General features: G+C 53.6%; 12 protein-coding genes. 7 read left to right on the top strand and 5 right to left on the bottom strand.

Annotation, left to right across the window (positions count from 1 at the left end; translation table 11 throughout):
• Nucleotides 1-40: 40 nt before the first annotated feature.
• Together EKM90_RS10575 and EKM90_RS10570 are read right to left on the bottom strand one after the other, a co-directional pair.
• Nucleotides 41-667 carry an LVIS_2131 family protein gene (locus EKM90_RS10575; protein ID WP_125582438.1) on the bottom strand — a complete coding sequence of 209 codons (627 nt, stop codon included), beginning with the start codon at nucleotides 665-667 and terminating at the stop codon, nucleotides 41-43.
• Nucleotides 668-679: 12 nt separating this feature from the next.
• Complete coding sequence (locus EKM90_RS10570; protein WP_125582436.1) at nucleotides 680-2,038, bottom strand: FAD-dependent oxidoreductase; 1,359 nt, start codon at nucleotides 2,036-2,038, stop codon at nucleotides 680-682.
• 136 nt (nucleotides 2,039-2,174) lie between these two features.
• On the opposite strand from EKM90_RS10570, the gene EKM90_RS10565 reads away from it, so the two are divergent.
• The 5 genes from EKM90_RS10565 (at nucleotide 2,175) to EKM90_RS12880 (ending at nucleotide 7,159) form a co-directional block, all read left to right on the top strand.
• Nucleotides 2,175-3,986, top strand: a complete 1,812-nt coding sequence (locus tag EKM90_RS10565) for an FAD/NAD(P)-binding protein (RefSeq protein ID WP_125582434.1) — start codon at nucleotides 2,175-2,177, stop codon at nucleotides 3,984-3,986.
• 75 nt (nucleotides 3,987-4,061) lie between these two features.
• Nucleotides 4,062-4,805 carry a MurR/RpiR family transcriptional regulator gene (locus EKM90_RS10560; protein WP_164507953.1) on the top strand — a complete coding sequence of 248 codons (744 nt, stop codon included), beginning with the start codon at nucleotides 4,062-4,064 and terminating at the stop codon, nucleotides 4,803-4,805.
• 346 nt (nucleotides 4,806-5,151) lie between these two features.
• Complete coding sequence (locus tag EKM90_RS10555; protein WP_125582430.1) at nucleotides 5,152-6,525, top strand: PTS sugar transporter subunit IIC; 1,374 nt, start codon at nucleotides 5,152-5,154, stop codon at nucleotides 6,523-6,525.
• Nucleotides 6,526-6,742: 217 nt separating this feature from the next.
• Nucleotides 6,743-6,964 carry a hypothetical protein gene (locus EKM90_RS10550; protein ID WP_203634018.1) on the top strand — a complete coding sequence of 74 codons (222 nt, stop codon included), beginning with the start codon at nucleotides 6,743-6,745 and terminating at the stop codon, nucleotides 6,962-6,964.
• Between the two features lie 30 nt (nucleotides 6,965-6,994).
• On the top strand, nucleotides 6,995-7,159 hold the full coding sequence (locus EKM90_RS12880) for a hypothetical protein (protein WP_225422832.1): 165 nt from the start codon (nucleotides 6,995-6,997) through the stop codon (nucleotides 7,157-7,159).
• Nucleotides 7,160-7,311: 152 nt separating this feature from the next.
• On the opposite strand, the gene EKM90_RS10545 is transcribed toward EKM90_RS12880, so the two are convergent.
• The 3 genes from EKM90_RS10545 to EKM90_RS10535 all read right to left on the bottom strand — a co-directional run bounded on the left by EKM90_RS10545 (nucleotide 7,312) and on the right by EKM90_RS10535 (nucleotide 10,428).
• Nucleotides 7,312-8,853: a mucin-binding protein gene (locus EKM90_RS10545; protein ID WP_125582428.1), complete on the bottom strand. Its 1,542-nt coding sequence runs from the start codon at nucleotides 8,851-8,853 to the stop codon at nucleotides 7,312-7,314.
• 314 nt (nucleotides 8,854-9,167) lie between these two features.
• A complete protein-coding gene (locus EKM90_RS10540) occupies nucleotides 9,168-9,917 on the bottom strand; it encodes a hypothetical protein (protein ID WP_125582426.1) in 750 nt (249 codons plus the stop codon).
• Nucleotides 9,901-10,428 (bottom strand): sigma-70 family RNA polymerase sigma factor, encoded by a 528-nt coding sequence (locus EKM90_RS10535; protein ID WP_164507951.1) that lies wholly within the window; start codon nucleotides 10,426-10,428, stop codon nucleotides 9,901-9,903. The genes EKM90_RS10540 and EKM90_RS10535 overlap by 17 nt, the downstream gene beginning before the upstream one ends.
• Nucleotides 10,429-10,569: 141 nt before the next feature.
• On the opposite strand from EKM90_RS10535, the gene EKM90_RS10530 reads away from it, so the two are divergent.
• Together EKM90_RS10530 and EKM90_RS10525 are read left to right on the top strand one after the other, a co-directional pair.
• Entirely contained in the window at nucleotides 10,570-11,382 is an 813-nt protein-coding gene (locus EKM90_RS10530; RefSeq protein WP_125582422.1) for a gamma-glutamyl-gamma-aminobutyrate hydrolase family protein, read from the top strand.
• 50 nt (nucleotides 11,383-11,432) lie between these two features.
• A complete protein-coding gene (locus tag EKM90_RS10525) occupies nucleotides 11,433-12,212 on the top strand; it encodes a gamma-glutamyl-gamma-aminobutyrate hydrolase family protein (protein WP_125582420.1) in 780 nt (259 codons plus the stop codon).
• Nucleotides 12,213-12,596: the final 384 nt, after the last annotated feature.

Raw genomic sequence — 12,596 nt, 5'->3', positions numbered from 1 at the left:
GCACCGGCAGCCGGCTGACTGCAGGTGCTATTTTTGTGGGTTAGTTTTCCGCGTTCAACGGCAAAACCTTGATCATGGTGTCATTCGGAATCCGAATCAGGTCAAAGCGCTCCGCCAAATGGCCCACATGCATCCCCAAACCGTTCAGGAAGGTCTTCCGGTAATGGGCGGTCATGGTGGCCACAAAGGCTTTTTCGGTGGTGGCGTCAAGCTTGGTCAGCTGCTTATTTTTCCAAGGATAAGCACTGGCGCGCACCGACAAAGACTGACTACCGGAGGAAATATCGGCCTGGCGGCTATTGGTTTTGTTGCGGGTATTCGCGGTCCAGTACGTAAAGTAGCGCACCGGTTGCTTGCCGTTGCCAGAAGCAACCGTCGCGTAATAGGCCTTTTCGCCATCGCTTTGCAAAATCAACGGATGATACTCGTAGTTGACGCGCACCATAGTTGAGCTCGTGTAGTCGATTGGCCGTAGCCAAGTGACCCACGCCATGCCATACAGAGCCGCCACAAACACGAGACTTTCAAGCACGTCAAGTGCCACCACGCGCAATCGCGGCTGGTTCATCACGACCATTTTCAAATGCCGAGACCGCACATTCATCACCACAAACACGAGATAAATGAGCAGCAAGACCCAAGCGCCAGCGCCAATCAAATTCCACATAGTAAACTCCTTTTAATTCGCTGCATCTCGATCTGCTTGAGCCGCTGCTACTTGTCCCAGCATGTTCAAATAATGCCATGGGTGATCATAATGCGGGTTAAACAGCATGTCGACATAAGCGAGTTCATCGATGGTGTTGCGATTTTGAATCATGACTGAAATGGTATTCGCCGTTTCGGACACATCATGCGTACTGTAGAACTGCGCCCCCAAAATCCGGCGGTTAGCCCGGTTATACACCAAGCGCATGCTGATAGCAGCCGTTGTTGGCATGAAATTGGGCCGGTAATCGATGGTCAAATCCGCCGCCGCCGCATCAAAACCGTGCTGCAACGCGCGCTCCTGCGTCATGCCACTGCAAGCCAACGTGTGATCATACAACCGGAGCGCCGAAGTGGCCTGCGTGCCCATGTAGCGCACCTTGTTGCCAAACAGGTTGATGCCAACCAGCTTGCCTTGCCGCACCGCGTTGGTCGCCAGTGGCGTGTAGGCATCCTTACCGGTAGGGTTAAAATGCACCGCCGCAGCATCCCCGGCCGCATAGATATCTGGGTTGCTACTTTGCATGTAGGCATTCACGTGAATGGAGCCATCATGATTCAACTCGATTTGGCCTTCGACGAGTTCCGTCATCGGCTGAAAGCCCACACACACCACGGCTAAATCAGCCGTCCATTCGTTTTTATCAGTTTGAACATAAACTTGTTGATCGTCGCTATCAAAGCGGAGCGCCATTTCGTGCAAATGAGCGTCAACGCCATGCGCCGCCAGTTCGTGCTCAACTTGCTGGGAAATCGGCTCATCAACATAATGGCTCAACAGCCGGCGCACGCCATTGATAAACACGATATCATGACCGGTGCGACTATACGCTTCGGCCAGCTCCACGCCGATATAACCACCGCCAACAATGGCAATGCGGCGCGCGTTGGCGGCGGTTTCTTTGATGGCCAAGGCATCATCATAGTTTTTGCACATGAGGACCCGGGGAATACTGATGCCCTGAATCGGCGGAATTACGGGATAACTGCCGGTGCTGATGACCAGCTTGTCATATTTGGTCGTGTATTTATTGCCGGCTTCCAGATCCTGAATCGCCAAGGTGTGGTGCTCACTATCGACACTGAGCACGTCATGCCGCAAATGCACATGAATATTGGGGCCTAGCGCTTCGAGGCTGGCCTTACTAGCATAAAACAAGGTGTTCGGATCTTTGACGACACCTTCAAGGTACAAGGAGATTCCGCATGATAGAAAAGAAATATCACCGCGCCTTTCATACACATCGACAATGGTATCGGGATGCGTGAGCGCGATTTGCGTAACCACTGCCGTCCCAGCGTGGGTGCAGCCTACAATGGCGACTCGCATAACTAGACTCCTTCCAGTGTAAATTTCGATACTCCCATTATTGCACGAAACCAAGCAAAGCAAAAGGCTTCTCACTTTTGCCGGGGCTTGAAGCCCTTTATAATGAAAGTAAAGCCTGATTAAGGAGGAAATCTAAATGAAAGTTGCCCTAATTGGCGCCGGCCCGCGCGGCCTGCTCGTCCTGGAGCGGTTGATCGCCTGGCAGCAGCAGATGTCGGCGCTGCCGCTGACCATCACGCTGTTTGACCCTTATCCGATTGGTGGCCGTGTGTGGCGCCGCGATCAGGCCCCGCAGCTGATCATGAATACCGCTGCCCAACATATCACTTTATTTTACGATCGCACCGTGCAGGAGCCTGGCCCCATCATGCCAGGGCCAAGCCTAGCGCAGTGGGCCGTCAAAGAAGCCGCCACATTTTTGCGTAGCCGCGGTAAAAGCGCCCGGCCTTACCTGGCAGAAGCCGCAACGCTCGGCCCCAATGACTATCCTTCCCGCGCCCTCTACGGTTACTATTTGGCCTGGTTCTATGCCGAAATGCATCGCCGTAAGCGGCCCAATGTCGCACTGGTTTTCAAGCAAACAATGGTCCAGGCCGTTTCGCCAGACCCCTTCACGGTGCACACTGCCGCTGGCGCCGAATGCTTTGATGCCGTCGTTTTGGCGCTGGGCACCATGCCGAACTCCCTGACGCGCGAACAAGCCGCCTTTACGGCCTTCGCCAAGGCGCATCAGCGCGTGTACCTGCCGCCGAGTTTTCCGGCTGAAGGCGACTTAAGCCGGTTGGGCCCGCAAGATGTGGTGGCGATGCGGGGCTTGGGTTTGAGCTTCTTTGATTATGTCAGCCGCTTGACAGAAGGCCGCGGCGGCCACTTCCGCAATGAGCAAGGCCAGCTCACCTATCAGGCCAGCGGCGCAGAACCACACATCATCGCCGGGTCACGCCGTGGTTTACCCTATCACGCCAAGGCGCGCAACGAAAAAGCACCTGGTGAGGCTTGGCCCCCACGGTTTTTAACGGCGCAGCAACTGGCCAACTGGGCCGCCAGTGGCCCAATCACCGGCAAGCAATTCTTCCAAGGACTCAAAACCGAGGTGGGCTTTGTTTATTATTCCTTACTGCTAGCGCAGCAGCATCCTGAAGTCGATCTGCCATCCTTCCAAGCCGATTACATGACCGACCCGGCTGAAGCCTTGGCGGCCCTCAAATTGCCTGCCGCCGAGCTACTCGACTGGACGGCCCTGACGACCCCGCCGCAGGGTGATGACCCAAAGGCGATGCTGATTTACTTAGCCAAAGATGCCGCTGAGGCCGAACGCGGTAGTAAAACCGGCCCTCTCACCTCAGCGCTGGAGGTGCTACGCGACCTGCGCGATACCATCCGCCAAGTGGTGGATCTGGGCCTGCTCACCGATGACGAGTACCTGGATTTCTTTCTGCGCTGGTTCAATGGCACCAATGATTTTCTTTCCATTGGCCCGCCAGTCATTCGCATTGAGCAGCTGCGCGCCTTGATTGCGGCTGGCATTGTGACCATTGCCCCGCCGCAGATCACCATCACCACGGCCGGCAATGACTTTATCGTTGGCGGTCAGGAGGCGAGCTTTGAGCGCCATGCCACGGCGTTGATCGAAGCCCGGGTCCCGGCCCCAAACGCCGGGGCGGCCCAGAACCCGCTGATGCAGCAGTTGCTGCATGATGATCTAGCCACGCTGATGGAACTGCAGCTCGCTGGCGACCGCCGCTTTCAATCCGGGGCGGTGCTAGTCGACCGCCATTCTGCGCAGTTGCTGGATCAACAGCACCACCCGCAAGGCAAGCTCTTCTTCTGGGGCGTACCCACAGAAGGGCTCAATTGGCTGACTACGGCCAGTCCGCGGCCGTTCAGTGATGATGTCAACCTGCGCCTGGCGAACCGAATCGCCCGGCAGATCATGGATCAGTTATGATAAGATGAATAAAGAAGGCAGCGGTTCGATGGCTGCAGGGAAAGAGGGCAGCGCAGGATGTTTCCTTATGACAAATTGCGGACACTAAACGGTCTGGAATCAGCGGTTTATACCTATATCAATCAACATCAGGCCGAAGTGGAAAAAATGACCATTCGCCAGCTGGCGGAAAAAGCCCATGTCAGCACCACTACCATTTTGCGTTTCGCTGGGAAAATGGGGTTTGAAGGCTACTCCGAGCTGCGCTACGCCATCAAACAGCACCGTGCGGCCTTAACCAGTGCGCCGCCAGAGCCGAATTATGACATCACGGTGCCAATTGCGGAGTTCTTCGAAAACGTCAATACCACCGACTTTGCCAAGCTGATTGATCAGGCGTTGACCCATATTGTGCCTGCCCCCATGGTTTTGCTCTGCGGCATTGGTACCGGCCAGGCGCTGGCGGAATACGGGGCACGGTTTTGGTCGAATATTGGCAAGTTTAGCCTCGCCATCACGGACCCTTATTATCCCTTCCCGCTGCACACGCCGATTTTGCAAAACACCGTGATGGTGGCCTTGTCGGTGTCAGGCGAATCGCACCAGGTGATCGAAATGGCCAGCCGGGCTCAGCAAAACGGCGTCTACGTGATTGCCGTCACCAACCATGCCGATTCCACACTGGCCCAACTTTCCGACATGGTGATTGCGTACTACATGCCGGAAATGAAACATGGCGATTTGAACCTCACGACGCAAGTGCCGATTATCTACCTGATTGAGCTGATTGCGCATCGGTTGGATCAAGATCAAACCGAAAAAGCTAATTCGGAAAATTAGAAAACATGTCACGATTATGTGACATGTTTTTATTATGGTAATTGTTTTTTCATGGGTGCAAATACTTTTATTTTCAGTTGCAACCGGTTACACTGAAAACGTGGTCAAATACCACATGGCGGTGGCGGCCACCACCGTCGATCACCTGCTTAGGTGATGCCCAATAATTCTCCAATGTCAGACGTGGCATTGGCGGCCAAAATGAGAGCGTTCTCTAGAATTGGGGTTTGCGGTTTCAATGGAGCGACTGGTGATATCATCTCGATTGTTCTTCACTCAGCCAACCAGGCGCTTCAATCGTAGGCTTTTGGGGGTACAACTAACTCGTTATGGGAGGTAATGATCTATGCAAGCCATTATGAACTTGCTGGAGAAATACGTCGTTCCTGTAGCAGCGAAAATCGGTTCTATTCCTTGGCTGGTCGCATTGCGTGATTCATTCATCGCAACTTTGCCGATCACCATGGCTGGTTCGCTTGCTACCTTACTGAACGCGTTGCTCTCCACTTATCCAGCTCAATGGGGCATGGACGGCTTCGTTAATGCTGTTCAACCTATCATTCAGATCGATACAGTGGTGTCGATCGGGTCATTAACCATCTTCGCTGTCTTCTTCGCTGCTATGTGGGGTTACCATTTGGCAGAAGCTTATCAAGTTGATGGGGTTGCTGGGACGCTGATTTCACTTTCTGCCTTCTTCATGGGTATCAACAGTAATGCCAGCTTGGCAGTGCCTGGCCTGTCTAAAGGCGCCGTTAAGACCTTGACCACTGCTGGTGCGACATATGCTAACGGCAGTTTGACTGTTCCAAATGCTTTCGCCACTGGTAACTTGGGCTCAGCGAGTCTGTTTACCGCGATGATTTTCGGGGCGATTGCTACGGTTGTTTATATCTGGTTGATGAAGAAAGATATCTCCATCAAAATGCCAGATACCGTGCCACCTGCAGTTTCCAAGGCTTTCACAACCTTGATTCCTGGGATCGCGGCACTGTATGTTATTGCCATTATTACTTACCTGTTCCAGGCCTTCACCGGTCAAGCATTCGGTGACTGGCTGTCTGCTACCATTCAGGCCCCACTGCTGCACGCTGGCCAAGGTGCTGGGATGGTGCTGCTGGTTTCCTTACTGGTTCAAGTGTTCTGGTTCTTCGGGATTCACGGCCCGAACGTGCTGGCACCAATTCTGGAATCCATCTGGGGCACTTCCCAGATTGCGAACATCCAGGCTTTCCAGCATGGAGACGCATTGCCATACAAGTGGGTGCGTGGTTCCTTCGATGCCTACGTTTGGTTTGGCGGTTCAGGTGGTACCATCGTTCTGTTGATCGCCATCCTGATCTTCTCCAAGCGTGCTGATGAAAAAGCCGTCGCAAAACTTGCTTTTGCCCCTGGCCTGTTCAACATCAACGAACCCGTTATGTTCGGTCTGCCAATCGTTTTGAACGCGATCTACTTCATCCCGTTCATCGTGGCGCCAGTACTGAACACCGCCATTGCTTACTTTGTCACGGTGGCTGGCTGGGTTGGCCCAGTTAAGATTGCGGTGCCTTGGATCACCCCGCCAATCTTGAATGCTCTGATGGCCACCGGCTTTGACTGGCGGGCTGCCGTCTTGGCTCTGGTCAACATGATTATCGCCTTCTTCATCTGGCTGCCATTCGTTATGGCTTCCAGCCGCGTGCAAGTCGACGAATCAGGCAACCCAACTGCGGCCTAACGCAATCGATGCAAGATTAGAAATCTAGCTTCGCCGAAACGCCTCGAGCTGTTGTTGATGCCCGAGGCGTTCCGCTTTTCTCAGTGGCCGACTTTTACGCCCTTAATGGCAGTCGGTTGCCTTTGGGAAACGAGTGGCTTATGATAAGCTTTAGCGTATCGACGAAAGCGATTTCCGTCGACCACGACAACAAACCGAAAAACAAAGGAGTCATCTTATGATTTTTGTTAACTCAGCACTTTACCTCGATAAAATGGTTGCAGTCCTCGAAGCTTACGATCAGGACGGTGTCACCTTCAAATTACAATCAAAGCAAGGCATGCGGGCAACTTTCGCCACTACCGGGACTGACTTGGATGCTGCGGCTAAAGCAGCCAAAGCCGAGATCAAGAAGCAAAGCTGGGCTTCTGCCATCTTGTTCCAAGTTGGCGTTGCTTAACTCAAAATGAAGGCGCACTACAGTTCCGGTATGTTATCGCTCGCCATCGGGTTCTATGTCATCATGCTGAGTCCGAAAACGCCAGGTTCCGGTCAACTTGACCCCGGCCTGTTGACTCTGGGCATCGCACTTGTTGTTTTAGGCGTGATCTTGATCACACACCGGCGGCGCACCAAGAAAAACGACCAGCGGTAATTTCGATTACTCGGTGCACCAAATACGCCCTTCCGACTATTGCGGAAGGGCGTATTTTTGTGGGTGGTGCTTTAACAGTAGCCGCTAACCAGAAGCGAGCGCAACGTCTGCACTGTTGCTTGCGCGCGATGAGTTTAATCGGTTTGGGAGAATTAGTGTTGACGGCGCTTGGCCCCAGCCAGACCAAGTGTGCTTAGCAAGGTCACGAACCCGGCGGCAATCAGGCTAGTATCGTCGGTGTCACCGGTGTTGGGCAGTTTGTTCGCACTGGCCTTGCTGGTCGTGCCGGTACTCGTCGTACCATTTAACTGACTGCCGGTGCTGCCACTTTCGGTGCCAGTGCTCCCAGTGTTCGTGGCGCTACCGTTGCTACCAGTATTGCCGGCGTTCGGCAAGGCGTTTTTGGTGTAAGTGACGATCGCCTCGGCATCAGCGGTGACGTCTTCAACGGCGGCGATGGTACCTTCACTGGCGGTGTAGCCGGCGATTTTCGGGGAGGTCACAGCCGTGAAGCGGCCGTTAATCCAGTCGCTGTAGCTCAGCACGTGACCGGTCACAAGGTCGACAACAGCACTGCGCGTCGCAGTTGCGACGCGGGTCGCATCAGGCGCCGCTGTGGTGCCATCCGCGTATTGGTAGTGAATGGTCTCAGTGTTCGTCCGGTTCAAGTCGCTGGCCGTGACGTCGCCAACGTATGGACCATCAGCTTCAACCGCGGCATGCTTGTGCACCAAGTGAATCTGAATGGTTTGGTGCTGGTCGGTGTTGTTAGCCGTGTCAGCGGTGTAGGTAACGTCGCCGCTGGCGCTTTGACCAGCCGCCAACTCATAGCCGGCTGGAATTTGGTCGGTCAAGTCATAGGCCTGCGGGGCCGACTCGATGTTGCCGGAGAAGTCGGTAGCGGAGCCAACTGTAGCGCCATTGTCATCATCATCTACGAATTCGACGGAAGCGGTTTGTGGAATTGGGTAGTAAGTGACGTTGGCCGTGGTCAGGCCGTTCGCCTTGTTCAAGGTGGTGACGGCCGGCTGTGGCGCGTAGTAGCCGGCAATGGTAGGGCTGGTAATGCTCTTCGAGTCCTTGGTCGTCCAGGCACCGTAAGCGACAGCGCCGGTGACCAAATTGATTTTGTTGCCATCACGGTAAATCGCGATGGATTGCGTCTGGTCTGGCAATAGTGTCTTGCCGCTGGTCCGGCTGATGTAGGGAATGATTTGCGTCACGGTACCGTTCAAAGCGGCGGCATTCACATCGTCGTTCGGAATGGTCGAGTTATAGTAGGCATTCGCCACGTCCCCTTTGTTCATCGGGGCGTCGTGATTCACGGTGACGACTTGCGCACCGAGCGTTATCTTGTAAACTAGGTCCTGATCGGTGGTCGATGTGGCGAGTGCGCCAGGACCGCTCATGTAAGTGTAGCCGGCCGCTTGCGCCACTTTGACCTTAGCATTATAGTCAGTCGGAATGTGAACGTTAGCGGTGTTGGCCGGTTCCGTATAATTCAATTCGAGGCCTGGCACCTCTTGGTTGTTATAGATAAACTCGAACTTGACGTTGATGGTCGCAGTCGCGGCAATGCCTTGAGACGCGGCCTGAACGGGCTGCGTGTTGGTGGTGTCGCTGGCAAAGCTGATGCCTGCCAGCAAAGTGCCTGCGACCACTGCGGCTACCCAAAGTTTATGATTCTTATACATTTTCACCCGATAAACAGGCGCGGAACTACCTTGTGTCGAAGTTTTCTTCAATATTGTTATCCCCTTTTTCTCGGCCTCGTACACCCCTATTTTACCACTCTTGTATATTGGTACATATTGAGCTAGTATTTTTGTCTATTTTTTTGATAATAGGTTAACAATTATCTGACATTAATTTGACCACGCGACAATGGCCGGCGGGTAGACTCTGGTGGCGCACTGGGAAAAACGACCAGCGGTAATTTCGATTACTCGGTGCACCAAATACGCTCTCCCGACTTGTGCCGGAAGGGCGTTTTTTCGTGGTCAGGACTTTAATAGCTCCCGGTAAACAGAAACGAGAATAGCGCAAGCAACAGGATGAACGCCATCATGCCAAAGGTCACCTTGATCCAAAACATCCCTGAGCTTAGGTAATTGTCCCGCTTAAAGTAGCGGTCCATGTGATCTTTGATTTCAATTTGGCTCATGCCCGGAATGGTGAGGAGATTGCGGCGAAACAATTCGCCGTTAGCGGCGGTGAGGACTTCGTTGAAGATATGCCGGTCTGGCGTCTCGAAATCTAATGTGTACCAAATGTACCACTGACGCTGATAGAACTTCTGGCCAGGAATGCTCATCCGATGCTTCTTAAAGGCAATCGCCTTGATCTGGTCATAGGCATACGAGTAATACGCCGTTGGGTCATCGATGAACTCAATCACCACAAAGAAAATCATCCGTTGATTGGTGAACAGCATCAACCGATTACCGCGCAGGCTGGACTGGGACTTGATGTAGTCTTTGGCTTTTTGAGTCTGCGGGGCGTACATGCCCATAATGCCATCGGTGGCATAACCGGCGTTTTCTTCGTTCGTCATCGGCATCATGCTCAGGATTTCTTCATCTGGCGCCAGCAACTCGGCTACTTGGCTGAGCACTTGTTGCATCGAGATATACAAGCTGGCTTCCCGCGCTTTATAACGCGCCTTCAGCTCAGGCATGTCCTCTAACCCCGTCACTGTGGTGGGAATGCCATTCATCTGATTAACGACTTGCACAAAAGGATTAGTTAAAATCGGCATGATTCATTCCTCCTTGGCGTAGTTTCTTACGGCCACGTGACAGATGCTGATACACCGCATCGCGTTTCAAATGCAGCTGCTTAGCGATTTCTTCAACCGTGAGGGTCTGGATGAAATACAAGCGGAACACTTGCTGTTCCAGCGGTGACAGCACCGCAAATAACGCCTCCAGGTCCTGCTGTTTGGCAGTCGGCGCGGCCACCGTCACCGAATCCAAATCAAGCGTCGCAAAGGTTGCGGCTAAGCCACGCGCATAATCGATGGCTTGATGTTTGGCGATGACACTCAGCCAGTTTGGAAAACTCCCCTTGGTGGCGTCAAACTGGTCGATGCGCGTCCAGACTTTGTAGTACACCCGATTTTCAACATCATCCGTGAAGCCGCGCGCGTACGCGGTCAGCAGCTGATGCCAGACGACTTGCCGAATCAGGCGCCCATACGCCTCCACTAACACCAGCAAGGCGTCATCGTCGCGGGCTTTGAGCTTAGCAATCAGCGCTTCGTCATCCATGGTCTCACCCCTCTTTCCCTTACACCCTATCATACGAGATGATTGGCTCAAATCTGACATTAATCGCGAAAAAGTCGTCCTTCTCGCTTCTACCGCCTGCGCTTGGGTACGATTAAAGTAGTCAAGAAGGAGGAGAATATCATGCGTCCGTTGATTGGAATACCTGCCGACCAGCTTGCGGTTCCTAGCACTGCCGTCAACACGGTGAACGCCATGGTGGTGCCACGAATGATTAAAAATGCCATTATCGAAGCCGGTGGCACGCCGCTGATTCTGCCATTTCCGGAAGAGTTTCCGGTCATTGACCGGCTGATTGCTGATGATCTGGCGGTTATTGACGGCTTAATGCTACCCGGTGGGCCAGATATCGACCCGACGCTGTACGGGCAGGAGCCGCTGCCGCAACTCGGGGCTGTGGTTTACCCCGAGGACCGTTTCGAGCTGGCGCTGGTCCACCGCGCCGTGACAGAAGGGCTCCCGATTTTTGCCACCTGCCGCGGCATGCAGATGCTCAATGTTGCGCTGGGCGGTGACTTGTACCAAGACCTGGCGTCTGAAGACAGTCACGCCACCATTCGTCATGCCCAAGCGGCCAGCGGCCAATACCCCACCCATCACGTCAATATGATGGCAAACACCCACCTTGAAAAACTGCTGGGACCGCGGGGCTACGTCAACTCACGCCATCACCAGGCGGTGCGTCATTTAGGCCAAGGCCTGCGCATCAGCGCCACCGCCCCTGATGGCGTGGTTGAAGGTATCGAGTCCATCGCCTCTGAGCAACTGCTGGGCGTACAATGGCACCCCGAAAATCTCTACCCCAACGCCCCAGAGCAACTGCGCCTGTTCAGTGACCTGGTGCGTCGAGCCGCTAAGTTCAAGCGTCAACGCAAGACATTTACCCTGTCAACTTTGTACACTGAAGATAGAGGCGGCAACGCGGCCATGTCTTAGTCGCCCTTTTTACAAATTTATTTATGTCATCGGTCAAAGGAAGTGAGCAGATGAGACCCATTATTGCCATTGTCGCTGATGTCATCGAGGACCCCAGCGTGAACACCAAACCCAACACGGTTGATATCTCACCCACCATGTTCAAAGATACGATATTAGCTGCCGGCGGTTTGCCCATTGTAGTGCCGTATCCCAGTCAGCTGAGTTTGATTCCGGAGATGGTTCAAGCTTATCTGCCGCTGTTTGACGGCTTGATTTTACCTGGCGGGCCGGACGTTGACCCGACGCTGTACGGCGAGGAGCCCAGCCAGGAAATTGGCCCCGCTAATCCGCCACGTGATCAATTCGAATTGGCTCTGATTCGCGCGACTTACGCAGCTAACAAGCCCATGTTTGGCCTGTGCCGCGGCAGCCATATTCTCAACGTGGCCTTCGGTGGGACCTTGTATCAAGACCTCGCCACCCAGAAAAAGGCCGCTATTCGCCACCTCCAGCGCACCTCAGGCGAATACCCAACGCATCATGTCAACATTGTGCCCCAATCGCGCCTGCATCCACTGCTCGGTGACCGTGCCTACGTCAACTCCCGCCATCACCAAGCCACCCGCCGGATTGGCAACGGGTTGCGCCTAGCCGCGCAAGCCAATGACGGGACGATAGAAGCCTTCGAAAGCAGCGAAAATGATTTGGTGCTGGGCCTGCAGTGGCATCCGGAAAACCTCTGGCAGGAAGATCCACCGCAGCTGCGCATCTACGCCGACTTTATCGATCGGGTCAATGCCCACCGGCAAGCCAACCTGACCGCCTCGGTGAGCGCAACCGTTCTATAACCTGAAAGGCCTCGACCGCAGCGCCGAGGCCTTTTGATTCCCGTCTCATCATTCTCACCAATATTTAATCTTCATTCAAGCCGGATTGGCCGCGGAAAATCGCGGTTTCGATTGTATAAAATGTAATCGTCTACAATTATTTAATTAGATTTTTGATTTTACCATTTACGACCACTTATGTAACCGCTATCATCATAACCGTAATCAAACAACTTTCGAGGAGGCAAAAACATGGCCCTCAATTTTCAAGTCAAGTGCAACGATGATAACGAATTCTTGATAGTGGTCTAGTCTGTTACGCCATGCATCGGTAGTAATCGCATGGGCGAAGATAGTTCAGAATACGTCTGGGACGATGGTTCAGTGCGGATTGGACTGCTTGAA

This window comes from Lacticaseibacillus suibinensis (assembly GCF_003946175.1).
Taxonomy (GTDB): domain Bacteria; phylum Bacillota; class Bacilli; order Lactobacillales; family Lactobacillaceae; genus Lacticaseibacillus; species Lacticaseibacillus suibinensis.
The sequence above is the reverse complement of the archived record's forward strand: the minus strand, read 5'-3'. Positions and strand labels throughout refer to the sequence as shown.

Bases quoted from the DNA above. Each gene is read 5' to 3' on its own strand.
- EKM90_RS10540 (WP_125582426.1), bottom strand. From the start codon at position 9,917: ATGCCGATTTTAACTAATCCTTTTGTGCAAGTCGTTAATCAGATGAAT.
- EKM90_RS10535 (WP_164507951.1), bottom strand. From the start codon at position 10,428: ATGGATGACGAAGCGCTGATTGCTAAGCTCAAAGCCCGCGACGATGAC.
- EKM90_RS10555 (WP_125582430.1), top strand. From the start codon at position 5,152: ATGCAAGCCATTATGAACTTGCTGGAGAAATACGTCGTTCCTGTAGCA.
- EKM90_RS10565 (WP_125582434.1), top strand. From the start codon at position 2,175: ATGAAAGTTGCCCTAATTGGCGCCGGCCCGCGCGGCCTGCTCGTCCTG.
- EKM90_RS10550 (WP_203634018.1), top strand. From the start codon at position 6,743: ATGATTTTTGTTAACTCAGCACTTTACCTCGATAAAATGGTTGCAGTC.
- EKM90_RS10575 (WP_125582438.1), bottom strand. From the start codon at position 667: ATGTGGAATTTGATTGGCGCTGGCGCTTGGGTCTTGCTGCTCATTTAT.
- EKM90_RS10570 (WP_125582436.1), bottom strand. From the start codon at position 2,038: ATGCGAGTCGCCATTGTAGGCTGCACCCACGCTGGGACGGCAGTGGTT.
- EKM90_RS10530 (WP_125582422.1), top strand. From the start codon at position 10,570: ATGCGTCCGTTGATTGGAATACCTGCCGACCAGCTTGCGGTTCCTAGC.
- EKM90_RS10545 (WP_125582428.1), bottom strand. From the start codon at position 8,853: ATGTATAAGAATCATAAACTTTGGGTAGCCGCAGTGGTCGCAGGCACT.
- EKM90_RS12880 (WP_225422832.1), top strand. From the start codon at position 6,995: ATGTTATCGCTCGCCATCGGGTTCTATGTCATCATGCTGAGTCCGAAA.
- EKM90_RS10525 (WP_125582420.1), top strand. From the start codon at position 11,433: ATGAGACCCATTATTGCCATTGTCGCTGATGTCATCGAGGACCCCAGC.